Source organism: Mesorhizobium sp. A623, from assembly GCF_054489405.1.
On sequence record NZ_JBTMXB010000012.1, the window covers coordinates 55,527 to 78,498 of the forward strand.

Consider the following 22,972-nt stretch of genomic DNA (forward strand, 5'->3'; position numbering starts at 1 on the left):
TTTTTTTCAGGCCTGCCGGCGCAAAGACAATCAGATGAAACGTTCACCGCGAACCATTTGCAGGACTGCCACCAGGGCCGCCACCACAGATGGAACGTAGCGTTCCAGGCTGGAAAATGTCCGGCGTTTCGAAAACGACATCAGTCGGCGCGCGCGCCAGCGAAGGTTCGTTTCGGTGGTCAGGCTCCTGCGGTATCGCGCCAGTTCCAGGGAGTGGGCGTCAGCCCCGCGCTTTTGCTCGTCGTCGTAAAATTCGCCGATCTTGGCGGCCGGCATTCCAGGCGTCGACAACCAGGCCGGGACGCAGGCCGTGCACAGCCGTTCGACGTCGCTGAGCAGGCGCGCCACGCCGGTGCCGGCGGCCGGACAGGATGTCTGGTAGGCGTCTCCGATCAGGACGATGCCGTCCTGCCGGCAATTTTCCGACACGGCTATGTCCATCAGCCAGTTCTGCACCGGGGAAACGATCTCGAAATCGCCGAGAACGCCAGCCAATCCGGGCAGGGTTGCGGCCAGCGTCTCCTTCGGGTTCTGCCGGAACGCCTTTACCCAGGGGTCGCCGACCTCGCGGAAGGTGAACAGGTTCGCGCGGGTTGCGCCGCCCACGGGAAACAGGCTGAGATAATCGATGCCGTCGGAAACCTGCTCGCCGTAATAGGTCAAGGCGGGGTGCCTGAAGCCGCTGTCGGCCAGCGATCTGACATCGAAGCCGAAGGTAAGCGACTGCCGCTGGTGGATGACCTGGCGCTCGATGCCGACCGTGCGGCGCAGCATGTCGCCCATGCCGGTCGCCAGCACGACCAGCCGCGCGCTCACATCGCCGAATTCCGCGACAGTCACGCTTTGCCGGTCGGGGCTTGTCGCGATGGTGTCCACCCGGCCGACGACGAAACGGACATTGTCCGGCAGGTGGCGACGCATGGTTGCCACGATCTCGCCGTATCGGAAACCGAAATACGTCCCCTTGGTTTTGTCGAGAATGCGTCCCTTGCGGGCATTGACGATCCCGTCGAACCGGGTGGCGTTCGCCGACAAGATGCCGAGCATGCCCGCCCGTTCCATCATGGCGAGTTGGACGCCGCCAATCTTCTCGACGCGGAATTCCGGCGGGCAGACCGCATTTCGATCGATGAGGACGACATCGTATCCGGCGCGGCCAAGCACGATGGCAGCAAGCGTGCCGCTAAGGCCCGCGCCAATAATGACGATATCGGCGTCGATGGAAGGCGTCCTGGCTGATGCAGGACCAGTACTCACTTGGAATACCTCAAAATGGCATAGATGGCACGGGGATTGGTCGTCAGATAACGCCAGAACAGCCGGCGCGGCTCGATCAGCAGCCGCCACAGCCATTCCAGCCCGGCTTTCTGCATCCAGTTCGGCGCTCTCGGATTCTTGCCCGAAAGATGATTGAACAGGCCACCCGAAGTCTTGATGATGCCGACATGGCCAAGCCGAGTGGAGAAGTCCCGGACGAAAATCTGCTCCAGCGGCACGCCCAGACCCAGCCAGAGGATATCCGGTGCCAGCGCGTCGATCTCGTCCAGCTTGGCTTCGAGTTCCTTGCCCTTCAGGTAGCCGTGCGAATGGCCGATAATTTTCAATGCCGGATAGGTTGCCGCGATGACGGCGACCGCGCGTGCATTTTCCGCTTCGGTCGAGCCCAGCAGATAGAAGGTCGAGCCGCTCTTTTCCGCAAGCTTGGCCACGTCGTGGAACAGGTCGGTCGTCGCGACCCGCTCCGGCAATTTCTGGGCGCAGAGCCAGCGCGAGGCCAGCACCAGCGGTTGCCCATCGGCGGCGATATGGTCGGCACTCCGGAACAGGGCGGCGATCGCCTTGTCGGCGTTTGCCCGCGCGATCGTCTCGCCGTTAACGGACGTGAAGTAGAGCGGCCGGTCGCCGCGGCTGTGTTCGCGGGCAGCCCGGATCATGAGCGCAGCCGTGGCCTGTCGGTCCGCCGTGCTGATAGGCATGCCGCCCACCAAAGCGGTAGGGAAGTCGTCCAGTTTCCGCTCATGCCACTGCAGCACCAAATTCTCCTGTCATCCATGCGGCGCGCCCGCGCATGCATCCGGCGTTACAGCGCTTGGGTAACATATCTATTGCCACCATTGCGCGCATCATCTCCCGAATATTTAGTGAAAAACGTGACTCAGGTGAAGTCTATTGTTAAGAATCAGTTAATATTTACTTCTTTAATCAAATTATATGGATACTCTTCTACCCAACAACTGCGCCTGAAGAAATTCCAGTCCCGCCTCAGCTGACGCCCTTGGGCACGTCCGTGGGAACGACCTCATCGACCACGTTCTTCCGATGGAAGATGAACAGCCCGGCCAGCACGACGATGCCGGCCCCGATCAGGATGCGTGAAGAGGGCACATCGCCAAAGAAGACCAGGCCGAAAATAATTGCCCACAAGAGCAGCGTGTAGTGCAGCGGCGCCAGCGTCGAGGCCGGGGCCAGCTTCAATGCTCTCGTGATGAGCAGATGCGCGATGCAGGAAACGATGCCTAGAAGCAGCATCGCACCGACGTCGAACGCGCTCGGCGTCTGCCATGCGCCGATCGTCAGCACGCCGCCGACGATAAGAGTGCCGACCGTCTGCCAGGTAACGAGCGAGGTGTCGCTGGTGCCGCGAAGCCGGCGGTTGAGAACGATGGCAAAGGCAAACGACAGACTGCCGACAAGCGCGAAGATCGAAGACAGCGAAAGGGCGGAGGTAGACGGCCGGAGCATGATCAACACGCCGCAGAAGCCGATCAGGATCGCCGACCAACGGCGCCAGCCGACTTTCTCGCCAAGCAGGAAGTGCGACAGCGCCGCGACATAGATCGGCCCGGCCATATAGAAGCTCATGACGTCGGCCAGCGGCAGGTAAACCACGGCCGCGTAGAAGAAGGAAGTATCGAGCGTGGTGGCGACGACGCGCCAGAACTGAAGATCGCGCCGCTCCATGTGGAACAGCTTTTCGGTGCCCTGCTTGGCCAGCATCGGCCCAAGCACGATGAACGCGCCGATGGAGCGGATCAGCACGACCTGACCGACGGAAAAGGACGCGACCAGCCATTTGCCCATGGCGTCGTTCAGCGCGAACATGAAGTCGCCGGCCAGCATCAGCAAGATACCGGCCAGCAGAAGATTCTTCACGCCAATCTTTTGTACGAAGGTCATGGCCGGCAAGTCCTTACCGGTCGATGGCCGGTCGGCGAGGTGTTAGCGCAACGCTCCCCGTTTGACGAGGGGAGCCAGCACAGAATCAGTACGCGGACGCGCGGCGCTCTACCTGGTTTTATGCCGCCGGTTGACCGAGGCGGGACGGCCCGGAAGCGACAGGACAGCGTCGCGTTTTTCGCGGCGGGACACCACCTTGCCGCGCGCGACGACCCATAGCCGGTCGGGACGCAGACGAACCGCCTCTATCGCGTTGCCGGCATCGAGCACCACAAGGCTGGCGCGCTTGCCGACTTCCAGGCCAAGATGGTCGAGGCCCATGATGGCGGCGTTGACATTGGTCACCATGTCGAAACACTTCGCCATGTCAGTCGGGCTCGACATCTGGGCTGCGTGCAGGCCCATGAAGGCGACATCGAGCATGTCCGCCGTGCCCAGCGAATACCACGGATCGAGCACGCAATCCTGGCCCCAGCCGACGCGGATGCCGAGTTTCAGCATTTCCGGCACGCGGGTCAGGCCGCGCCGCTTCGGATAGGTGTCGTGGCGGCCCTGCAGCATCATGTTGATGAGTGGATTGGGGATGACCGACAGGTCGGCTTCCGCGATCAGCGGCAACAGCTTCGAGACATAATAATTGTCCATCGAATGCATGGAGGTCAGGTGCGAGCCGGCCACCCTGCCCTGCAGGCCAAGGCGCTGCGTCTCGTAGGCCAGTTGCTCGACATGGCGCGACAGCGGATCGTCGCTCTCGTCGCAATGCATGTCGACCATCAGTCCGCGCTTGGCCGCGATCTCGCACAGTTCGGTGACCGAGCGGGTGCCGTCGGCCATGGTGCGCTCGAAATGCGGGATGCCGCCGACGATCTCAACGCCCTTATCCAAAGCGCGAATAGTATTCGCGCGGGCTGTAGGCGAGCGATAGAACCCGTCCTGCGGAAAAGCGACCAGTTGCAGGTCGATATGGGGCGCGACCGTCTTTTTCACGTCGAGCAGCGCCTCGACCGCAAGCAGCCGGTCGTCGCAGGTGTCAACATGGGTGCGGATGGCAAGCAGACCCATCGACACTGCCCAATCGCAATAGGCAAGCGCGCGGTCACGCACGGCTTCATGCGTCAAAAGCGGCTTTAACTCGCCCCACAGCGCGATGCCTTCCAGCAGCGTGCCCGACGCATTAATGCGCGGCAGACCGTAAGAGAGCGTCGCATCCATATGGAAATGCGGATCGACGAAGGGTGGCGAAACGAGATCGCCAGCGGCGTCGATGACGGTCTTTGCCTCGGCGTCAAGTTTCGGCTCGATCGCCGTGATGGTTTCGCCCCTGATGCCGATGTCCGCAACCCTACCGTCAGGCAGCGTGCAGCCGGCAACGATGATGTCGAAGCTCATTTTTTAGCCCTTGGTTTAGACCGGATGTTCGCGAACACACTGCCATCCGGAAACCGGTGTGCCAATTCCGCCGCTGACTGTCCACGGCTTTGATTTGCGGTCGGTCACGGCATCAGCAACATCGCAGTCCGCACGCCCCGGAAAGCGCCGAAACTACTCCGGCACGTAGCGCACCGCGCCCTTGTCGGCGCTGGTGGCGAAGGCGGCGTAGGCGCGCAGCGCCTGCGTGACCTTGCGCTTGCGCACTTCCGTGGGCTTCCAGCCGGCGGCATCCTGGGCTGCGCGGCGGCTGGCCAGTTCTGCCTCGTCCACAGCAAGGTTGATGGTGCGGTTCGGGATGTCGATCTCGATGGTGTCGCCTTCGCGCACCAGCCCGATCAGCCCGCCCTCCTCCGCTTCCGGCGAAACGTGGCCGATGGACAGGCCGGACGTGCCGCCGGAAAAGCGCCCGTCGGTCAACAGCGCGCAGACCTTGCCCAGGCCTTTCGACTTCAAATAGCTGGTCGGATAGAGCATTTCCTGCATGCCGGGGCCGCCGCGCGGGCCTTCATAGCGGATCACCACCACGTCGCCCGGCTTGATCTTGCCGTTGAGGATAGCGAGCGTGCTCGAATCCTGGCTTTCGAAAACGCGCGCCGGACCGGTGAACTTCAGGATCGATTCGTCCACACCCGCCGTCTTCACGATGCAGCCGTCGAGCGCGATATTGCCCTTGAGCACGGCCAAGCCGCCATCCTTCGAGAACGGATGCTCCGACGAACGGATGACGCCGTTCTCGCGATCAAGGTCGAGATCGTCCCAGCGCCGGTCCTGGCTGAAGGCAGTCTGCGTCGGGACGCCGCCGGGGGCCGCGAGGTAAAAATCGCGCACGGATTGGCTGTTCGTCGAGGAAATGTCCCAATGCTCGATGGCCTGCCCGAGGGTCGCGGTATGAACGGTCGGCAGGTCGCGGTTGATGAGGCCGGCGCGGTCGAGTTGGCCCAGGATCGCCATGATGCCGCCGGCGCGGTGCACGTCTTCCATGTGGACGTCAGCCTTGGCCGGAGCCACCTTGCACAGGCAGGGTACGCGGCGCGACAGCCGGTCGATGTCGGCAAGGTCGAAATCGATCTCGCCTTCATGGGCGGCGGCGAGGATATGCAGCACGGTGTTTGTCGAGCCGCCCATGGCGATATCGAGTGTCATGGCGTTTTCGAACGCACCTTTGGAGGCGATGTTGCGCGGCAGCGCGCTCTCGTCATTCTGCTCGTAATAGCGCTGGGCAAGATCGACGATCACGTGGCCGGCCTCGACGAACAGGCGCTTACGGTCAGCATGCGTCGCCAGCGTCGAACCGTTGCCGGGCAGCGACAGGCCGAGCGCCTCGGTCAGGCAGTTCATGGAATTGGCGGTGAACATGCCCGAGCACGAGCCACAGGTCGGACAGGCCGCGCGTTCGATGGCGTTGACGTCCTCGTCGGACACATTGTCGTCGGCCGCCGCCACCATGGCGTCGACTAGGTCCATCGCCTGTGTCTTGCCGGCGATGACGACCTTGCCGGCTTCCATCGGCCCGCCCGAAACGAACACGGTCGGGATGTTGAGGCGTAGCGACGCCATCAGCATGCCGGGGGTGATCTTGTCGCAATTGGAGATACAGACCATGGCGTCGGCGCAATGGGCGTTGACCATGTACTCGACCGAGTCGGCGATGATTTCGCGGCTGGGGAGCGAATAAAGCATGCCGTCATGGCCCATGGCGATGCCGTCATCGACCGCGATGGTGTTGAATTCCTTGGCGACGCCGCCGGCCTTCTCGATCTCACGTGCAACAAGCTGGCCAAGGTCTTTCAGATGCACATGGCCGGGCACGAACTGCGTGAAAGAATTCACCACCGCGATGATCGGCTTGCCGAAATCGCCGTCCTTCATGCCGGTGGCGCGCCAGAGGCCGCGCGCGCCGGCCATGTTGCGGCCATGGGTGGTGGTGCGTGAACGATAGGGAGGCATGAAACTGTCCTTGAAACTTACGCCGCGCCGATCGAGGTGCGGAACCTGAATTGAGCCGCGAGCTTTATATACGCCAACGTTCAGGCTGGCCACGGTTTTGCACTGCGCCAGCGAGACGGCCGGGAAGAAAAATCGGCAACGATGTCGGATTGCCCGGCTTCGGGACGTCCTCGAAGCAGGCAGCAATAGGATGCCGGCCGCCGAAGCGGGAGCCGGTTTCGATCAAGCGGGATCAACGTCAAGGAGCGGAAAATGCAGAAAATCACCCCATGCCTGTGGTTCGACGGACAGGCGGAAGACGCGATGAATTTCTACGTCTCGATCTTCAAGAATTCCAAGGCCGGCCAGGTCCTGCGCTGGGGCAAGGAGGCACCGGACAAGCAAGGCAGCGTCTTGATGGTGACGTTCGAACTCGACGGGCAGGCGTTCCAGGCGCTGAACGGCGGGCCGGAATTCCACTTCACCGAGGCGATCTCGCTGTCCATCGACTGCAAGGACCAGGAAGAGGTCGATTATTTCTGGGATAAACTGACCGCCGACGGCGGCAAGGAGGTCCAGTGCAGTTGGCTAAAGGACAAGTTCGGCGTCTCGTGGCAGGTCGTGCCGGAAATCCTGCCAAGGCTTCTCAACGATGCCGACAAGGACAAGGCCGCCCGCGTCATGAAGGCGATGATGGAAATGGTCAAGATCGACGTCGCCAAGCTCGAGGAAGCGGCAAAGGGCTAGCTTCGACGCCTTGAATGCCTCGGTGCATTTTCGGCGCCGAGGCATGGATTCCCGACACTCTCCGGTCGCTCACGAGATCGGGAATGACGAAATTCTATCGGCTCTTTGCCAATCGTCAGCGTCGTCGCCTGTTTACGCGGCGTCATCCTCGGCACAAGGCCGAGGATGACGCCGCGTGGGTTTGCTAACCGGTCAGTCGGCCGCGACCGGCATCAGTTTCGGGTCCGGCTTTTCCGCATGTTGCGGAAGGTCCTTGCTGGCGATCAGTGTGTAGAACATCGGAACCACGAACAGCGTGAACATCGTGCCAATCAGGATGCCGGTGAAGATCACCAGACCCATCGAGTAGCGCGCCGCAGCACCCGCCCCGCTCGACGTGATCAGCGGCAGGACGCCAAGCGCCATGGCCGCTGTGGTCATCAGGATCGGACGCAGGCGCACCTTGGCCGAGGCGATGATGGCGTCGCGCCGTCGCATGCCGTGAACTTCGCGTTGCTGGTTGGCGAACTCGACAAGCAGGATGCCGTGCTTGGTTATCAACCCGATGAGGGTGATAAGGCCGACCTGCGTGTAGATGTTCAATGTACCTAGCCCGAGGTTGAGCGGCACGATGGCGCCGAAGATCGACAGCGGCACCGACATCATGATGATGAGCGGATCGCGGAAGCTTTCGAACTGCGCGGCAAGCACCAGATAAATCACCAGAATGGCCGCCGCGAAGGCAATCAGGATGGTATTGCCCTGCTCCTTCTCCTGCCGCGACTGGCCGGAATAATCGACGAAGAAGGTGTCGGGCAGGCTCTCAGTGGCGATGTCCTCAAGCGTTTTCAAACCGTCGCCTGTCGTGACGCCGGGCACCGGCAGCGCGGAAATCGTCGCCGAATTCAACTGGTTGAACTGCTCGATGGCGGCGGGAGAGGCGTTGTTGGATATTTTCACCACCGACGACAGCGGCACCATGTCGCCGGCAGCGCTGCGCACGAAGAAGTCACCCAGTTTCTCGGGATTGTTACGATACTCCTGCGGCACCTGCGGAATGATGTCGTAGCTGTTGGAATCGCGGTCGAATTGCGCCACTTCCGCGCCGCCGACCAGAAGCGTCAGCGTACGGCCGATGTCGGCGATGGGAATATTGAGCGCCGCGGCCCGGTCGCGGTCGATGGTTACCGTGACTTGCGGCGCATCGAAGGACATCGAATTCTGCACGACGATGAAGCGCCCGGAAGCCTGCGCCTTGTTCTTGATCTGCTCGGCAGCCTCATAGACCTGGCTGGAGTCACCAGTCGAGCGCACCACCATGGAGATCGGCAGGCCGCCGCCGGACCCCGGCAAGGTCGGTGGCGCGAACACGAAAGCCTCGACGCCTGCGACATTGGACAGCCTGCCCTGAATGTCAGCCTGCAATTCTTTTTGCGAGCGGGTGCGGTCGGCCCAGTCCTTGAAGGCAAAGCCGACGAAAGCGCTGTTGGTCGCGCCGCCGAAGGCTGTGGCGGCAAACAAGGCGCGTGTTTCCGGCACGTCCTTCACCAGGTCCAGTATCTGGTTGACGTAGGTTTCCGTATAGTCGGCCGTTGCGTAGCGCGGCCCGGTCACCAGCGACAGCAGGAAGCCCTGGTCTTCTTCCGGCGCCAGCTCGCTGGACGTGTTGACGAACATGAAGCCCGTCAGCGCAACCAGCGCTGCGACGATCATCAGCGTTACCGGGCGATATTTCAGCGACCCGCTAACCAGCTTCTCATAGCCATGCTCGACGCGCGAAAAAGTACTGTCGACGATGCGCTGGAAACGGCTGCCCGTCCCTGCCTTCAGAAGGCGGGCCGCCATCATCGGCGTGATGGTGATGGCGACGATGCCGGACAGCACCACCGCACCGGCCAGCGTTACGGCGAATTCGCGAAACAGCGCACCGGTCAAGCCGCCGGTGAAGGCAAGCGGCGCGAACACCGCAGCCAGCGTCAGCGTCATGGCGACAATGGCCGAGGAAATTTCGCGCATGCCGCTGAACGCCGCCTGCATCGGCGACATGTGATCCTCTTCCATGTGCCGGTGGACGTTTTCCACCACCACGATGGCGTCGTCGACGACAAGGCCGATAGCAAGCACCATGGCCAGCAGCGACAACAGATTGATCGAATAGCCGACGGCATAGAGGAGGAAACAAGCCCCGATCAGCGCCAGCGGGATCGTGACGATCGGCATCAGGACCGAGCGGAACGAGCCGAGGAAAAGCAGGATGACAACGACGACGATGGCGACGGCCTCGGCGATGGTCTTGAACACTTCATCGATCGACGCGCTGATCTGCTCAGTCGAATCATAGACGATGACAATAGTCATGCCCTTGGGCAGGGTTTCCTGGATCGACGGCACGATCTTGTGGATCGCTTCCGCCGTGCTCAGGGGATTCGCCGCTGGCGTCGGGAAGATGGCGAGGAAGGTGCCCGGCTTGCCGTTGAAATTGACCCTCGTGTCGGTGCTTTCGGCCGCAAGCTCCACCCGCGCCACGTCGCGCAACCGCACCACATTGCCGTCCTTGGATTGAAGCGGAAGCTGGGCGAAGGCTTCAGGCGTCTGCAGCGTCGAGCGCACGGTGATGGAAGAGACGACATATTCGTTCTCGACCTTGCCGGGCGCGGACAGGAAATTCGAATTGTTGATCGCCGTCAGCACGTCGGTCGCCGTCATGCCGCGTGCGGCCAGCTTGATCGGGTCGATCCAGACACGCATCGAATAATCGGCGGCGCCGAATATCTGCACGTCGGCCACGCCTTCAACCGTCGTCATGCGCGGCCGCACGACGCGCTCGATATATTCTGTGAGCTGCTCGGGCGTCATGTTCGGATTCTGCATCGACAGATACATCATCGCGAATTGCTGGCCGGTACCTTTGACGATGACCGGGTCCTTGGCTTCGGTCGGCAGCGTGCCGCGAACGCCCTGCACTTTCGACAGGACTTCGGTCAGCGCCACGTCCGGGTTGGAGCCGAGCTTCATCTGCACGGTGACCGTGCTCACAGAGGGACTGCTCTGCGAGGTGACGTAATCGACATTTTCGGTGGAGGAAACGGCGCGCGCGATTGGCGCCGAAATGAACCCCTGGATCAGGTCGGCGCTGGCGCCCGGATAGGCGGTCGTGATGGTGATCGCCGTCTCATCGACCTTCGGATACTGCCGGATCGACAGATTGAAGATACCCTGAAACCCGAGAAGCAGGATCATGCAGGCCAGCACGGTCGAGAGGACCGGGCGGCGGATGAATATGTCGGAAATACTCATTGCGCGGCTGCCTGCGGGTTGGCGGGCTTGGTCGGGTCGATGGTGTTGTCGACATGAACGGACATGCCGTTGGACAGCCGGTTCTGGCCGGCGGTGACCACCTCGTCGCCAGCGGCCAGCCCTTTAAGGATTTCAACCACGTCGCCGTTGCGGCGTCCCGGCGTGACGAATACCTGCGACAGCACCAGGTCCGGCCCTTCAGCCGCCGGCTTTGCAGCCTCACCGGCGGCATCCTTGGCCTCGCCCTCCTTGGCGGCGCCCTCCTTGGCAGCAGCAGCCGGTGCCGCTTCACCGGCGTCCGCCGGCTTTGCCTCCGGCTTCGCGTCGGCCGGATGCACCACGAAAATGAAATCGCCGTAAAGGCTGGAAGTGAGCGCCGTCTGCGGCAGCGCCAGCACGTTCTTTTCCGCCGGCAGTTCAACGCGCACCTGAACGAACTGACCGGGGGTCAGCTTGCCTTCCGTATTGGCGACCTCGGCCCGGATCGTGACCAGCCGGCTCGTCGGATCGATTTTCGGATCAATGCCGCGAATGGTGCCTGTGAAAGGCATGTCTTCGCCGCCCGTGCCGAGTTTCACGGCCTGGCCGATCGTAACGAGCGCAAGCTGCTGTTCGGGAACCGTGAAGTCGACCCGCATCGTGTCCAGATCCTGAAGCGTCACCACGGCGGTGCCCGGCGCCAGATATTGGCCAAGGTCGACTTTCGGGATGCCGACCGTACCGGCAAAGGGTGCTTTCAACTGCTTCTGGTCGAGAACGGCTTCAAGCTTGGTCACCTGGGACGCCGAGGCCGAAGCGGTGGCCCTGGCCGTGTCCAGTGTGACTTCTGAACCGACACCGCGCTTTTGAAGTTCGATGGCGCGCGTCAGAGACGTCTGGTCGAGAGCTGCCTGCGCCTTTTGCGCATCGAGATCGGCGCGTTCAACCGCATCGTCGAGTTGGACGAGAACGGCGCCGGCTTCCACCTTCTGGTTCGCCTGGAAAAGAATTTCCTTGACGATGCCGGTGGTTTCCACCGTCAGGTCGACGCCGCGCACGGCGCTGACCGTGCCGATCGCCTCAACGCCCGGTGTCCACTCCATCGGCTTGACGACCGTGGTCGAAACCGTCGCTGCCGGCGGCTTCATGGTCGCGAAATACTGCTTGATCGCGTTGTCGCGGAAAATGTTGAAGCCGACGATGCCGCCACCAATGAGCACGAGCAGGACGAAGGCGATGATGAAGCGCTTGATCAAGAAAAGTCCCCTCGGTCGAATTGAGCTTTGATGGCGAAAAATGCGGGCGAACGTCTTCGCGGCATGTCGGCCTGAAAATTCTCCGGCGCTTACTGTACCGTCTGGACGGTCTTGTCAATTGGGTTTAGGTACTTGGAAGCTGGAGAACGCAATGAAACTGCCAAGAACCAACTCGCGCGAGAAAATCCTTGACGCCGCCGCCGATGTGGCAGCCGAGGCGGGGCCGGGAAGCCTTTCGCTCGATGCCGTTGCCTTGCGTGCCGGCGTTTCGAAGGGCGGGTTGCTCTATAATTTCCCGACCAAGGCTAAGCTGATGCAGGGGCTGGTGGAACGCTACCTGACCGAATTCGAGCATGCTTTGGAAACAGCGCGCGCGGACAATACCAGCGGAGAGAACCTGCTTTCCATCTATATCAAGCTGGCGGCGAGGGAATGCGAGGAGACCAAGCCTTCGGCTTCATGGATATTTTCAGCCGTCGCCGAGGATCCGGAATTCCTCGACCCGATCAAGGCGTTTCGCCTGCAACTGTTTCAGCGTCTCAAGGCGGAAACGCCAAGCAAGGACGCGCTGCTGATCTGCTATCTCGCCATCGAAGGCCTGCGCAGCATGAACCTGTTCGATTCCGATATCCTGTCGCGGGACGAACGCGACACCCTCGTTGCATCGCTGCTATCGGTTGCCGGTTCGCCGGCGGTAGCTTTGTGACGAGACGCAATCAGGGCTGCTGATCGGCAAAAACCAGTCTTGTATCGCCCGGCGAGGGCGAAAGCGCCCTTCGAAGCAGTGCTTCTGCGTGTGCGTTGCGTTCGCGGGCGCTGTCGGCACCCATGACCACAACGACGATACGTCGGCCGTCGGCGTCGTAGGAGGTCACGATGTTGAAGCCCGATGCGCGGATATAGCCGGTCTTGATGCCGTCGACGCCGCGGACGCTGCGGAGCATGTCGTTGTGGCCGCGGATCAACTTGCCGCGGAACATGAAATCGGTAGTCGAGAAGTAGCGATAATATTGCGGGAAGCGCTGGCGCAGCGCCATGCCCAGCACCGCCATATCGCGCGCGGTCGTGTGCTGCGCATCGTCGGGCAGGCCGGAAGCGTTGCGGAAGACGGTGTTGCGCATGCCGATCCGGCGCGCTTTGGCGGTCATCATGCCGGCGAACGCCTCCTCGCTGCCGCCAAGGAACTCACCGACCGCCACGGCCACGTCGTTGGCCGACTTTACGGTCAGTGCATGGATCGCCGTCTCAACGTCGATGGTCTCGCCGACTTTCAGCCGCATCTTGGTCGGCGGCTGCGAGGCGGCATGGGCCGAAACCGGAATTTGCGTATCCTTGGTGACGCGGCCTGAATCCAGCGCTTCAAAGAGCAGATAAAGCGTCATCATCTTGGTCAGCGAAGCGGGATAGCGCTGCGCGGTCGAATTCACTTCGAACAGTTGCTTGCCGGTCTTCGCATCGACGACGATGGCCGCGTATTTTCCGGCCGGTGCCGGCACCGTCAGCACCTGGTCGGGCGGCGTCATTGTCGTGCAGCCGGTGACCGCCCCAAGAAGGGCGATGGCGACGAGGCATTTCTGGATGAGGGAGAAAAGGCTCAAGATTTTTCTATTTCGGCATGCTGTTGCTGAGGCGGGACGTGTCTACAGTAACCGTTGCCCCACGTCCATTTGGTTAATGGCTATTCCGCTTGCGTCGGGCACGCCGGAAAGGCTCTCCTACAATAAAAGCGAATCGAGGGTGCCATGGACACGGTTACGATCGAGGCAAAAGGCATTGCGGTGTCGGTGGATTTGAGCGTCGGCCACCTTGCCGACATGGCCATCGATGCCGGCGGCAGGACATTGCGGCCGCTGCATCGCGCGCCCTGGATCGATGAGCCGGAGGCGCTTTTGCCGGAAAACCTGCCCGAGGGCGTGGTGCGGCTGTCCGGCGATTTCCTGTGCGCGCCGTTTTCGCGCAGCGATGTCGAGGAAGCGCCGCTGCATGGCTGGCCGGCCAACAGCGGCTGGGATTTGATCGAGAGTGCCGCGCTTGCCGATGGCTGGCGCGCGCGTTTTCGCTTGCGCCGCAAGGTCATGGGCGCCGGCGTCGAGAAAATCCTCACTTTGCGCGACGGCCACCCTTTCCTGTATCAGGAGCATGTGTTTTCTGGCGGTTCGGGCGCGATTTCAGTCGCCCATCACACCATGACGGTCATGCAAGGCGGCGGCAGGCTGTCGTTTTCGCCGAAGCGGCTGGCGGCAACACCCGGCGATCCGTTGGAGCCCGACCCTGAACGCGGCCGCTTTCTGCTGGCCTACCCGGCCCAGACCGCCGATCTCACGCGCTTTCCCGATGCAGGTGGCGGCACAACCGACCTCACCGAATACCGGATGGACCGGCGGCATGAGGATTTCGTCACGCTGGTCGAGGCCGATCATGGCGGGCCGGGTTGGACCGCCGTAGCGCGCAAGGACGAAGGCGACCTGGTGCTGGTGCTGAAAAATCCGGCGGAACTGCCCGTAACCATGCTGTGGATCAGCAATGGCGGGCGTGACTATGCGCCGTGGAGAGGACGCCATCGCGGCGTTCTCGGCATCGAGGATGGGCGCACGGCAATCGGCCACGCCGCCTCGATCGGCGACAATTGGCTGAAACGGGAAGGGATTGCGACGGCGTTCGATCTGGGCGGACGCGTGGCGTTTCGCCAGATTATCGGGGGATTGCCGCTTTCGGGCAGCGAGCCGCCGCATACGGTTTCGGCCCAATCCGGCTGTCTGCTGCTGGCGTTTCCCGGCGACTCGACGCTTCAAATTCCGTTCGACGACGATTTTCTAAAGACCGGTTGAAACCCTTCCGCACCCTGCCGCGTTGAATTTTGGGGAAGATGTCGGCAAGATGGCCGGACAGAACTGTGGATCGCCCATGTCTGAAATCGCACACATCGCGGCTACCATCTTCAAGCGGGCCAGCACGGCGCAGCGGTTCGTCGTCGCCATCGCCGGGCCGCCGGGCTCCGGGAAATCGACCTTGTCGGCCAGCCTGCGCGAACTGCTGCCCGAGGGCCTCTGCGAAGTCGTGCCCATGGACGGCTTCCATTACGACGACACCGTGCTCGTTCCGCGCGGCTTGCGACCCCGCAAGGGCGCGCCCGAGACGTTCGACTTCGCCGGCTTCGAAGCGCTCCTGAAGCGCATCCGCGCAAGCGAACCGGACATCGCCATTCCCGTATTCGACCGCGGCATGGAATTATCGCGGGCCGCCGCAGCCATTGTCTCGAAAGACGTCAAATTCATACTGGTCGAAGGCAACTACCTTTTGCTCGACGAGGAACCGTGGTCGCGGCTGGCGCCGCTGTTCGATTTCTCGATTTTCGTGGGTGTCGAGCGTGGGGAACTCGAGCGCCGGCTGATGGCGCGCTGGCGCGAGCATGGCCGCTCCGATGAAGACGCCCGCGCCTGGATCGCCTCGAACGACATGCCCAATATAGAGCGTGTTCTGGCGCGCCGGCGGGTGGCCGACCTGGAGGTCGGCATCCCTGCCGAGCCGGCCATACAGGAACTTTAAGACTTTCGGGTCGTTATGGGTGAGACGGCAATCTTGCCGATAACGAGAGAACCCATGGTAACCAAGGCGAAGAAACCCGCGGCGAAAAAAACCGCATCCGTGCAGTCCAAGACCGGGGCCGGAGCCGCCATCGCGGAGCGTTCCAGGGACGCGGCAAAGCCTGCGGCTTTTGGCAAGGCAGCACCCAGGAAAGTGACACCGGCGCAGAAGAGTGCCGCACCTGCGGCAAAACCTGCATCCAAGAGCGCCAAAAGCTCTAAAAGCAGCCCATCGCTTGCCACCAAGATCGCCCAGGTCGCGACGGGAGCCGTCGTGGCGACCGCCAAGCTTGCCGCCTCGGTGGTCGGCAAGGGTGGCGAAGGCAAATCAAAAACCAAATAAACTGATCTGCCGATTAGGGCACGTCAGGCTTTCGCCGGAATGGTGAGGCCGCGCTGTACCGCTGGGCGGGCAAGCCCACGCTCCAGCCAGGCCGCGACATTGGGGAAGTCGTCGAAGCCGACAAGTTCGCGCGCTTCGTAAAAGCCGATCAGATTGCGCACCCAGCCCAGCATCGAGATGTCGGCGATCGTATAATCGTCACCCATGATCCATGTGCGGCCGGTGAGCCTCGTTTCCAGGACGCCGACGAGACGCCGGGATTCGACGCGATAGCGTTCGAGCGGGCGCTTGTCGGAGATATTTTTTCCTGCGAATTTATGGAAGAAGCCGAGTTGGCCGAAGATCGGGCCGATCGCCGCCATCTGGAAAAACACCCACTGGATCGTCTCGTAGCGCAGGCCGGCATCGGCCGGCAGAAACCTGCCGGTCTTTTCCGCCAGGTAGAGCAGGATCGCCCCGGACTCGAACAGCGCCAGTGGCTTGCCGCCCGGCCCGTCCGGGTCGATGATCGAAGGGATCTTGCCGTTGGGATTGAGCGACAGGAATTCCGGCGTCCAGGTCTCGTCCTTGCCGATATCGATGTAGTGCGCCTCGTAGGGCATCTCGAGTTCCTCCAGCAGGATCGAGATTTTGACGCCGTTCGGCGTGGTTGCCGAATAAAGCTGGAGACGGTCCGGATGCTTTGCCGGCCAGCGCGTGGCTACGGGAAACGCGGAAAGATCGGTCATAAAAGCTCCTAAATGTCGCGCGGGAGACGCGTCAGGCGGCCTTGAAGGCGAGCACGGCGTTGGTGCCGCCGAAGGCGAAGGCGTTGCTGACGGCCGTGCGTACCGGGCGTTCGCGGGCGACGTTCGGCGTGACGTCGAGGTCGCAATCGGGGTCCGGTTCCCGGTAATTGGCGGTCGGCGGCACCAGCCCCTCGCGGATCGCCATGACGCAGGCGATCATTTCCAGCGCGCCGGAAGCACCGAGGCAATGCGCATGCATGGATTTGGTCGAGGAAACCGACAATTTCTTCGCATGATCGCCGAATACGCGCTTGATCGCGGCGGTTTCGATCTGGTCGTTGGCCTTGGTGCCGGTGCCATGGGCATTGAGATAGTCGACGTCTTGCGGGTTGAACCCGGCGTCGTGCAGGCAGGCCCGCATGGCGCTCTCCGGCCCCTCGATGGTGGGCGCGACGATATCGGATGCATCCGCCGACAGGCCAACGCCCGCCACCTCGCCAAGGATGGTCGCGCCACGGGTGGCAGCATGTTCATAGCTTTCCAGCACAGCCATGCCGGCGCCTTCGCCCAACACCAGCCCCTGACGATCGGCAGAGAAGGGACGGCACGTATCCGGCGCCAGAACGCGCAACGCTTCCCAGCCCTTCAGGATGCCCCATAACAGGGGGGCGTCGGTGCCGCCGGCAACCATGACATCGGCGCGTCCGAGCCTGATCTGGTCGACCGCCGAGGCAATGGCGTGGTTGGATGACGAGCAGGCGGAGGTGACGCCGAAAACCGGCCCGCGCAGTCCGAGATCCATGCTGATCTGGCCCGCCGGCGCACCCGGCATGACCTTGGGTACGGTAAAGATGCCGGCGCGGTTCTTGCCTTCGAGCAGGATCGCCCGATAATTTTCCTCGATCGCTTCCCAGCCGCAAATGCCGACGCCGACGACCGCACCCATCCTGTAGCTATCGACATCGCCCCCAACGAGCCCCGACTGCCGCATGGCTTCACGCGCGGCGATCACCGCAAGCAGGCTGAAGCGGTCCATGGAAACGAGTTGCTTGTGAGGAATGCCATGATCGGGAAGCTGCTTGACCTCGCAGCCGATCCTGACCTTGAGCTGATGCAGGTTCGAGTTCGTGATTTCTCCGATCGCCGAGCGTCCGGCGCGCATCTCGCTCCATATCGTGGCGGAATCGGTGCCAAGCCCGCAAATTCCGCCAAGGCCGGTGATGACGACGCGGTGGTGCATGGGGAACTCTCGCTCGGGCTTTACGGCAATCAGGCTTTTTTAGCGATCAGGGCGCGAACCGCCTCGACGATGTCGCCGACGTTCTTCAAATTGCTCCAGGCATCGACCGTGTTCATTTCGATTTCGATACCGTAATCTTCTTCAAGATCGAAAATGATCTCGGTCAGTTCAAGCGAATGAATACCGAGCGCGGTCAGTTCGGTAGCGGACGTGATCTCCTCGCCACCCTCTTCGGCGTGCGTCTTGATCCTTGCAATGATTTCCGTCGCCAACTCGTCAGCCATTCGGTTCCTTTCTCACTTCTTTCCGGGTGCCGACCTGGCAACGCATTCCTGCTCATCAAGCTCGCCTGCTCAATCGAGCCTGGTCGCCATTGTCGCTCCCGCCGGATGCCGGTGAGCGCCACCATGTCCTTCTATAGAAACCGAAACGGTGAGAGGCAACAAGCGATATATCCACAATCGGTTGCCGGGGCGACAGGGACTGCAAACCCGCTGTCACTGCGCTGCTCGCCTTCCCATGCGTCAGTTGGCCGGTTTACCCGCAGCGTAGACGACGACGCGGTCAGAATCGGGAAATTCCACGGCCAGTATGTCCTTGGTCATCACCCGGCGCGAATCGACGGCATGAAACAGAAGCGCATTGGCTTCCAGCTCCTGGCGAAGTGTCGCAATTTCGCTGGCGTGATCCTTCAGCTTGGCCTCGATCTTCGGGGAAGGCACGCCCTGCGCGCGCGCCGCATCGGCAAGAAACACGATATCGACATGCTTGACCGCCGACAATTTGCGGACGGTACTAGTGTTCTGCACGGTGTTGTCGATGGCCGCCAGCACCTTCTGCTCTTCTGCCGAGGTCGTGGTTTCCTCCTGGCGGATGTCCGAGTCTCCGGTAATGCTTTCGACGGCCTCATTCCCGGTCAGCCCCTGGCTTGAAGCGGGGGAGATCAGCGCACCACCGAACAGCAGCGCCAGCATTAAATTCAATCCAAATTGACGCAAATGTCCGCTCCTTTTCAGTTGCGTTCGTGTCCAGACGCAAACGGAAGCTCGCTTGCATGGTTCCATATAGGACGTGAGGCATGCACATTGAAACCGCATACGATTGATTCTTGCACAAGCGAGGGACAGATGGCGGTCCAGGACGCGGCGGTTTCGGCGCACGATATCTTTCCGCATATCCGCATCGTCATGGGCATGGTGATCGGGCTCGGCGTTACCCGCCTGCTCTCAGGGCTGGCGCGTATCGTGCAGCACCCCAAGCAGTACCTGCTTTATCCCGTACATCTGGCCTGGGTGGCGTCGGTCCTTCTGATGCTCGTTCATTTCTGGTGGTGGGAATTCAGCCTCTTTCAGGTCGACAACTGGACCTTCGGAAAATATTTGTTCGTCATCGGCTACGCCGTCGTGCTGTTCCTGCTGTGCGCGCTGCTGTTTCCAGACAGCATGCAGGACTATCGCGGCTACGAGGACTATTTTTACGCGCGCCGCGCGTGGTTCTTCGGCCTGCTTGCCGCGACCTATCTGCTCGACGTGGTCGATACGCTGCTGAAAGGCGAAGCGCATTTCGCCCGCTTCGGCCACGAATATCTGATCCGAACGCCGGTTTTCGTCGCCCTGTGCATCATCGCGATCCTCGTACGGGACAAGCGCTACCACATCGCCTTCGTCGCATTCGCGCTGGCCTATCAGGCGTGGTGGATCCTGCGGCTCTTCGACACCATCTCCTGATGGGCATTGGGTCGCGATGCAGAATGTTCTAGGAAATAGCCGTCATTCATGAATGCCACGGGCTCCGTCCATGATCGTTCTCGCCTTCGCGCTCTCCTTCGTCCTGCTGCTTGTCACCACGCTGCATGTCCATTGGGGCATCGGCGGCATCTGGCCGGGAACGGATGCGGCGTCCTGCGCCCGCGCCGTCGGCGGTTTTCGCGGCGTCGACCAGATGCCGACGCCCGCCGCCTGCTTCGCGGTGGCCGCCTGCCTTGGCCTTGCCACCTTGTGGCCGATGGCGCTGATGGGCGTCTTTGCCACGCCTTTTGCGCTGCAGGGACTGGCGATCACGGCATTTCTTATCGGACTGGTCTTCCTTGCGCGCGGCATTGCCGGCTTCACGCCGGCGTGGCGCCGGCTGACGCCGGAGCAGCCTTTCGCAACCAACGATGTCCGCTATTTCTCGCCGCTGTGCCTGTTGCTCGGGGCCGGATTCATCACGCTTTCCATCGCACGGTTTCCTGCCTGAACCAGCCATAGCCCTGTGCCAACGCAAAGCGGTTGCGCGCGCGGGCTGCCCACGGCACTCTTGGCGCTACCACGGAGGATTTTTCGATGAGCATCGCCCGCCTGCAGACCGAACCGCTGAGCAATTTGCCCTTCTACGAAGAGCGCGTCGACCTCGCCTGCGCCTTCCGCTGGACGGCGCGGCTCAACATGCATGAGGCGGTCGCCAACCATTTCTCGCTGGCCGTCAACGAGGACGGCACGAAATTCCTGATGAACCCGAACCAGATGCATTTTTCGCGCATCAAGGCGAGCGACATGCTGATGATCGACGCCAACGATCCTGAAACGTTGTCCGGCCCCAATGCGCCGGACCCGACCGCGTGGGGGCTGCACGGCGCCATCCACCGCAATGTGCGCCATGCGCGCTGCGTCATGCATGTGCATTCGATCCACGCCACGGTGCTGGCCTCGCTGGCCGATTCCACGCTGCCGCCGATCGACCAGAATTCGGCCACCTTCTACAATCGCCATGTCGTCGACGCGCATTATGGCGGATTGGCCTTCGAGGAAGAGGGCGAGCGCTGTTCGACGCTGCTGTCAGATCCCAAGATCAGGGTAATGGTCATGGGCAATCATGGCGTGCTCGTCATCGGCGATAGCGTGGCCGATGCCTTCAACCGCATGTTCTATTTCGAGCGCGCCGCCGAAACCTACATCAAGGCGTTGTGGACCGGCCGGCCGCTGCGCGTGCTTTCCGACGAAATCGCCGAAAAGACGGCGAAGGAACTCGACGACTATCCGGGCCAGGCCGACCGTCACCTTTCGGAACTGAAAGCAATCCTCGACGAGCAGGAGCCGGCCTACCGCAACTGACGCGGGCTATTCCAGCGCCAGCTTTACCTTGTCGGCAACCGCGCGAAGCAGGGCTTCGTCGTCGGTGCTACGCGCCTTGCGCGAGGCGGCGAGGCAAGCCTGCGAGCGCAGCACGACGCCGTCGACCAGCACTTTCAGATGGTTCGCGCGAAGCGTCGAACCGCTCGAGGTGATATCGACGATGATGTCGGCCGAACCCGCGGCCGGTGCGCCTTCAGTCGCGCCCAGGCTTTCGACGATGCGATAGACCTGGATGCCGTGCTTTTGCGAAAAGAATTTTTGCGTCAGCCGCCAGTATTTGGTCGCGATCCGCAGCCGGCGTCCGTGGCGCTGGCGAAAATCGGCGGCCACGTCGTCCAGGTCAGCCATCGTCTCGACGTCCAGCCACATGTCCGGCACCGCCACCACCACGTCGGCATGGCCGAAGCCGAGCCTCGCGACAATCTCCACCCGGCTTTCCCAGTCGGCGAGGTTTTCGCACAGCAAATCCTCGCCGGTGATGCCGAGATCGACCGCGCCCTGCCCGATTTCGCCGGCAATCTCGGACGCGGACAGGAACGCCACCTCGATGTCGGCGCGACCCTCGATGTGGGCGCGATAGGTCCTCGAATCGTCCGGCAGGCAGACGGAAAGCCCGGCCTTGGCCAGCACTTCCAGCGCCTGCTCTTTCAGCCGGCCTTTTGACGGCAGCGCAAGCGTGATCATCGTGCCGCCCCTCTCAACGCTTCCACGCGGTCGAGCCAGACGGAAAAGCCGACACCGGGGATCGGCGTCTTGGCCCCGAGCAGCGTGAGCAGTCGGTCGTAGCGGCCGCCGCCGGCCAATACCGGGTCGCCCTCATGCGACGACGTGATTTCGAACACCAGCCCGGTGTAATAATCGAGCGGCCGGCCGAAAGCGGCGTCGTAGCGGATGCTTTCGACCGCCAGGCCATGGCCGGCAAGCGCTTCCGCGCGCGCGCGAAAATTCTCCAACGCATTGCCCAGCGCCAGGCCGGCATCGGCGGCAAATTTTTCCAGCGCCGGGGCGGCTCCTGCCAGCGGCACGTCGATGGCAAGAAACGCCTTCAGCGCCGAAAACGCCTCGCTCGACAGCCGCACGCTGCGCAGTTCGGCCTTTTCGATCAGGCGGCGCGCGATGTCGGCCGGCGTGCGCCCGGCAGAAGCTGACAGCCCGGCCTGCTCCATGCCGTGCGCGATATGCCCGGCCAGAAGGGCCGCGTCGCCATCGGCCACAAGGGCTGCCACCGTCCCGGTCAGTTGCCCGTTGTGCGGCGGGTTGGCGAGATCGGCAAGGGCTGCCTCCAGCATCGTCTCGGAGCCGAAGGCACGCGCCAGCCGCATGCGCCAACCACGCGGCAGGCCAAGTGCTGCCAGCACCGCCTCGAACACCGACTGATCGCCGAGCGTAATGGTCAGTTTCCTGCCCGGCAGCACAAGCGCCAGCAGCGCATGGGCGTCGGCGACGGAACGGGCATCGGCCTGCGCGATATCGCGGTCGCCCAGATCCTCGATGCCGGCCTGAAAGAATTCGTTGGCGCCGTCGCGGCGCTGGCGAAACACTTCGCCCAGATAGGAATAGCGGCGCGGCGTGCCGGCCTGACTGGCGATATGGTCGAGACAGACGGGAATGGTGAATTCCGGCCGCAGGCAAAGGCTCTGCCCCGTCTCGCTTTCGGTCAGGAAGATGCGGCGGCGCAAATCCTCGCCGGCCATGTCGAGAAACGGATCGGCCGGCTGGATGATCGCCACCTCGGCCGCGTGCGTGTTTTGTGCAGCGAACAGGTTGGCAATATCGGCGGCGATCGCTGGGCGGGTGGTCATGATGCCACTTTCTGCATCAGTTCGATCCGGTTGCCGAACGGGTCGTAGACGAAGATGCGCGCGTATCCGGCGAGCTGCACATCGGTTGCGACCTGGCAGCCGGCGGCTTCCGCGCGCTTGGCCAGTTCGCGCAAGCCATCCACCACAAAGGCAGGATGTGCCTTGCGGGCGGGATGAAAGTCCGGGTCGACACCAAGATGGACCTTTACGGGACCAGATTCGAACCAGCAGCCGCCCCTGCCGACTAGGCTGGCCGGTTTTTCGCGCTCCGAAAGGCCAAGCACGCCGTGATAGAAGGCGCGCGCCTCACCTTCCCTGCCGGCCGGCATTGCGATTTGGATGTGATCGATCGCGAGCAACATGGCCGAAC

Annotated in this window: 23 protein-coding genes; 8 read left to right on the forward strand and 15 right to left on the reverse strand. The window is 62.3% G+C overall.

Annotation, left to right across the window (positions count from 1 at the left end; genetic code table 11):
- Positions 1–30: 30 nt before the first annotated feature.
- The 5 genes from ACX3P1_RS14370 to ilvD form a co-directional block, all read right to left on the reverse strand.
- Complete coding sequence (locus ACX3P1_RS14370) at positions 31–1,257, reverse strand: FAD-dependent oxidoreductase (protein ID WP_459080269.1); 1,227 nt, start codon at positions 1,255–1,257, stop codon at positions 31–33.
- The gene (locus ACX3P1_RS14375; RefSeq protein ID WP_459080375.1) at positions 1,254–1,976 is read right to left on the reverse strand and encodes a WecB/TagA/CpsF family glycosyltransferase; all 723 of its coding nucleotides are present in this window, start codon (positions 1,974–1,976) and stop codon (positions 1,254–1,256) included. The genes ACX3P1_RS14370 and ACX3P1_RS14375 overlap by 4 nt, the downstream gene beginning before the upstream one ends.
- 286 nt (positions 1,977–2,262) lie before the next feature.
- Positions 2,263–3,177, reverse strand: a complete 915-nt coding sequence (locus ACX3P1_RS14380) for a DMT family transporter (protein WP_459080270.1) — start codon at positions 3,175–3,177, stop codon at positions 2,263–2,265.
- 108 nt (positions 3,178–3,285) lie between these two features.
- A complete protein-coding gene (locus tag ACX3P1_RS14385; protein ID WP_459080271.1) occupies positions 3,286–4,566 on the reverse strand; it encodes an amidohydrolase family protein in 1,281 nt (426 codons plus the stop codon).
- Positions 4,567–4,719: 153 nt separating this feature from the next.
- Entirely contained in the window at positions 4,720–6,555 is a 1,836-nt protein-coding gene (ilvD, locus tag ACX3P1_RS14390) for a dihydroxy-acid dehydratase (protein WP_459080272.1), read from the reverse strand.
- A 252-nt stretch (positions 6,556–6,807) separates the two neighbouring features.
- On the opposite strand from ilvD, the gene ACX3P1_RS14395 reads away from it, so the two are divergent.
- Positions 6,808–7,281 (forward strand): VOC family protein, encoded by a 474-nt coding sequence (locus ACX3P1_RS14395; RefSeq protein ID WP_459080273.1) that lies wholly within the window; start codon positions 6,808–6,810, stop codon positions 7,279–7,281.
- A 192-nt stretch (positions 7,282–7,473) separates the two neighbouring features.
- On the opposite strand, the gene ACX3P1_RS14400 is transcribed toward ACX3P1_RS14395, so the two are convergent.
- Together ACX3P1_RS14400 and ACX3P1_RS14405 are read right to left on the reverse strand one after the other, a co-directional pair.
- Positions 7,474–10,557: an efflux RND transporter permease subunit gene (locus ACX3P1_RS14400; protein WP_459080274.1), complete on the reverse strand. Its 3,084-nt coding sequence runs from the start codon at positions 10,555–10,557 to the stop codon at positions 7,474–7,476.
- Entirely contained in the window at positions 10,554–11,792 is a 1,239-nt protein-coding gene (locus tag ACX3P1_RS14405) for an efflux RND transporter periplasmic adaptor subunit (RefSeq protein ID WP_459080275.1), read from the reverse strand. Before ACX3P1_RS14405 ends, ACX3P1_RS14400 begins: the two co-directional genes overlap by 4 nt.
- 151 nt (positions 11,793–11,943) lie before the next feature.
- Here ACX3P1_RS14405 and ACX3P1_RS14410 point away from each other — a divergent pair, with 151 nt between their 5' ends.
- Positions 11,944–12,498 carry a TetR/AcrR family transcriptional regulator gene (locus ACX3P1_RS14410; protein WP_459080276.1) on the forward strand — a complete coding sequence of 185 codons (555 nt, stop codon included), beginning with the start codon at positions 11,944–11,946 and terminating at the stop codon, positions 12,496–12,498.
- A 10-nt stretch (positions 12,499–12,508) separates the two neighbouring features.
- On the opposite strand, the gene ACX3P1_RS14415 is transcribed toward ACX3P1_RS14410, so the two are convergent.
- Positions 12,509–13,390 carry a D-alanyl-D-alanine carboxypeptidase family protein gene (locus ACX3P1_RS14415; protein WP_459080277.1) on the reverse strand — a complete coding sequence of 294 codons (882 nt, stop codon included), beginning with the start codon at positions 13,388–13,390 and terminating at the stop codon, positions 12,509–12,511.
- Between the two features lie 144 nt (positions 13,391–13,534).
- Between ACX3P1_RS14415 and ACX3P1_RS14420 the strand changes: the two genes are divergently transcribed.
- The 3 genes from ACX3P1_RS14420 to ACX3P1_RS14430 all read left to right on the forward strand — a co-directional run bounded on the left by ACX3P1_RS14420 (position 13,535) and on the right by ACX3P1_RS14430 (position 15,719).
- Positions 13,535–14,620, forward strand: coding sequence for a hypothetical protein (locus ACX3P1_RS14420; RefSeq protein WP_459080278.1), 1,086 nt, complete (start codon positions 13,535–13,537; stop codon positions 14,618–14,620).
- Positions 14,621–14,696: 76 nt separating this feature from the next.
- Positions 14,697–15,338: a nucleoside triphosphate hydrolase gene (locus ACX3P1_RS14425; RefSeq protein WP_459080279.1), complete on the forward strand. Its 642-nt coding sequence runs from the start codon at positions 14,697–14,699 to the stop codon at positions 15,336–15,338.
- Positions 15,339–15,392: 54 nt separating this feature from the next.
- On the forward strand, positions 15,393–15,719 hold the full coding sequence (locus tag ACX3P1_RS14430) for a hypothetical protein (RefSeq protein ID WP_459080280.1): 327 nt from the start codon (positions 15,393–15,395) through the stop codon (positions 15,717–15,719).
- Between the two features lie 23 nt (positions 15,720–15,742).
- Here ACX3P1_RS14430 and ACX3P1_RS14435 read toward each other — a convergent pair whose 3' ends face one another.
- From ACX3P1_RS14435 to ACX3P1_RS14450, 4 genes are all read right to left on the reverse strand, one after another.
- Positions 15,743–16,447 carry a glutathione binding-like protein gene (locus ACX3P1_RS14435; RefSeq protein ID WP_459080281.1) on the reverse strand — a complete coding sequence of 235 codons (705 nt, stop codon included), beginning with the start codon at positions 16,445–16,447 and terminating at the stop codon, positions 15,743–15,745.
- Between the two features lie 31 nt (positions 16,448–16,478).
- The gene (locus tag ACX3P1_RS14440; protein ID WP_459080282.1) at positions 16,479–17,687 is read right to left on the reverse strand and encodes a beta-ketoacyl-[acyl-carrier-protein] synthase family protein; all 1,209 of its coding nucleotides are present in this window, start codon (positions 17,685–17,687) and stop codon (positions 16,479–16,481) included.
- Positions 17,688–17,716: 29 nt separating this feature from the next.
- The gene (locus ACX3P1_RS14445) at positions 17,717–17,971 is read right to left on the reverse strand and encodes an acyl carrier protein (protein ID WP_459080283.1); all 255 of its coding nucleotides are present in this window, start codon (positions 17,969–17,971) and stop codon (positions 17,717–17,719) included.
- A 240-nt stretch (positions 17,972–18,211) separates the two neighbouring features.
- Positions 18,212–18,661, reverse strand: a complete 450-nt coding sequence (locus tag ACX3P1_RS14450; RefSeq protein WP_459080284.1) for a hypothetical protein — start codon at positions 18,659–18,661, stop codon at positions 18,212–18,214.
- Positions 18,662–18,814: 153 nt separating this feature from the next.
- Between ACX3P1_RS14450 and ACX3P1_RS14455 the strand changes: the two genes are divergently transcribed.
- The 3 genes from ACX3P1_RS14455 (at position 18,815) to ACX3P1_RS14465 (ending at position 20,779) form a co-directional block, all read left to right on the forward strand.
- Positions 18,815–19,414, forward strand: coding sequence for a hypothetical protein (locus ACX3P1_RS14455; protein WP_459080285.1), 600 nt, complete (start codon positions 18,815–18,817; stop codon positions 19,412–19,414).
- 70 nt (positions 19,415–19,484) lie between these two features.
- Positions 19,485–19,925 carry a DUF3995 domain-containing protein gene (locus tag ACX3P1_RS14460; protein ID WP_459080286.1) on the forward strand — a complete coding sequence of 147 codons (441 nt, stop codon included), beginning with the start codon at positions 19,485–19,487 and terminating at the stop codon, positions 19,923–19,925.
- An 86-nt stretch (positions 19,926–20,011) separates the two neighbouring features.
- Complete coding sequence (locus ACX3P1_RS14465) at positions 20,012–20,779, forward strand: class II aldolase and adducin N-terminal domain-containing protein (RefSeq protein ID WP_459080287.1); 768 nt, start codon at positions 20,012–20,014, stop codon at positions 20,777–20,779.
- Positions 20,780–20,785: 6 nt separating this feature from the next.
- Here ACX3P1_RS14465 and hisG read toward each other — a convergent pair whose 3' ends face one another.
- From hisG to ACX3P1_RS14480, 3 genes are read right to left on the reverse strand one after another with little or no spacing between them, the layout of a single operon-like run.
- Positions 20,786–21,484, reverse strand: a complete 699-nt coding sequence (hisG, locus tag ACX3P1_RS14470) for an ATP phosphoribosyltransferase (RefSeq protein WP_459080288.1) — start codon at positions 21,482–21,484, stop codon at positions 20,786–20,788.
- Positions 21,481–22,602, reverse strand: a complete 1,122-nt coding sequence (locus ACX3P1_RS14475; RefSeq protein WP_459080289.1) for an ATP phosphoribosyltransferase regulatory subunit — start codon at positions 22,600–22,602, stop codon at positions 21,481–21,483. Before ACX3P1_RS14475 ends, hisG begins: the two co-directional genes overlap by 4 nt.
- On the reverse strand, positions 22,599–22,964 hold the full coding sequence (locus tag ACX3P1_RS14480; RefSeq protein ID WP_459080290.1) for a VOC family protein: 366 nt from the start codon (positions 22,962–22,964) through the stop codon (positions 22,599–22,601). Before ACX3P1_RS14480 ends, ACX3P1_RS14475 begins: the two co-directional genes overlap by 4 nt.
- Between the last annotated feature and the right edge of the window lie 8 nt (positions 22,965–22,972).

Coding starts and splice junctions, on each gene's coding strand:
- ACX3P1_RS14375 (WP_459080375.1), bottom strand. CDS start 1,976: ATGCCTATCAGCACGGCGGACCGACAGGCCACGGCTGCGCTCATGATC.
- ACX3P1_RS14380 (WP_459080270.1), bottom strand. CDS start 3,177: ATGACCTTCGTACAAAAGATTGGCGTGAAGAATCTTCTGCTGGCCGGT.
- ACX3P1_RS14385 (WP_459080271.1), bottom strand. CDS start 4,566: ATGAGCTTCGACATCATCGTTGCCGGCTGCACGCTGCCTGACGGTAGG.
- ilvD (WP_459080272.1), bottom strand. CDS start 6,555: ATGCCTCCCTATCGTTCACGCACCACCACCCATGGCCGCAACATGGCC.
- ACX3P1_RS14395 (WP_459080273.1), top strand. CDS start 6,808: ATGCAGAAAATCACCCCATGCCTGTGGTTCGACGGACAGGCGGAAGAC.
- ACX3P1_RS14400 (WP_459080274.1), bottom strand. CDS start 10,557: ATGAGTATTTCCGACATATTCATCCGCCGCCCGGTCCTCTCGACCGTG.
- ACX3P1_RS14410 (WP_459080276.1), top strand. CDS start 11,944: ATGAAACTGCCAAGAACCAACTCGCGCGAGAAAATCCTTGACGCCGCC.
- ACX3P1_RS14420 (WP_459080278.1), top strand. CDS start 13,535: ATGGACACGGTTACGATCGAGGCAAAAGGCATTGCGGTGTCGGTGGAT.
- ACX3P1_RS14425 (WP_459080279.1), top strand. CDS start 14,697: ATGTCTGAAATCGCACACATCGCGGCTACCATCTTCAAGCGGGCCAGC.
- ACX3P1_RS14430 (WP_459080280.1), top strand. CDS start 15,393: ATGGTAACCAAGGCGAAGAAACCCGCGGCGAAAAAAACCGCATCCGTG.
- ACX3P1_RS14435 (WP_459080281.1), bottom strand. CDS start 16,447: ATGACCGATCTTTCCGCGTTTCCCGTAGCCACGCGCTGGCCGGCAAAG.
- ACX3P1_RS14440 (WP_459080282.1), bottom strand. CDS start 17,687: ATGCACCACCGCGTCGTCATCACCGGCCTTGGCGGAATTTGCGGGCTT.
- ACX3P1_RS14445 (WP_459080283.1), bottom strand. CDS start 17,971: ATGGCTGACGAGTTGGCGACGGAAATCATTGCAAGGATCAAGACGCAC.
- ACX3P1_RS14450 (WP_459080284.1), bottom strand. CDS start 18,661: ATGCTGGCGCTGCTGTTCGGTGGTGCGCTGATCTCCCCCGCTTCAAGC.
- ACX3P1_RS14455 (WP_459080285.1), top strand. CDS start 18,815: ATGGCGGTCCAGGACGCGGCGGTTTCGGCGCACGATATCTTTCCGCAT.
- ACX3P1_RS14460 (WP_459080286.1), top strand. CDS start 19,485: ATGATCGTTCTCGCCTTCGCGCTCTCCTTCGTCCTGCTGCTTGTCACC.
- ACX3P1_RS14465 (WP_459080287.1), top strand. CDS start 20,012: ATGAGCATCGCCCGCCTGCAGACCGAACCGCTGAGCAATTTGCCCTTC.
- hisG (WP_459080288.1), bottom strand. CDS start 21,484: ATGATCACGCTTGCGCTGCCGTCAAAAGGCCGGCTGAAAGAGCAGGCG.
- ACX3P1_RS14475 (WP_459080289.1), bottom strand. CDS start 22,602: ATGACCACCCGCCCAGCGATCGCCGCCGATATTGCCAACCTGTTCGCT.
- ACX3P1_RS14480 (WP_459080290.1), bottom strand. CDS start 22,964: ATGTTGCTCGCGATCGATCACATCCAAATCGCAATGCCGGCCGGCAGG.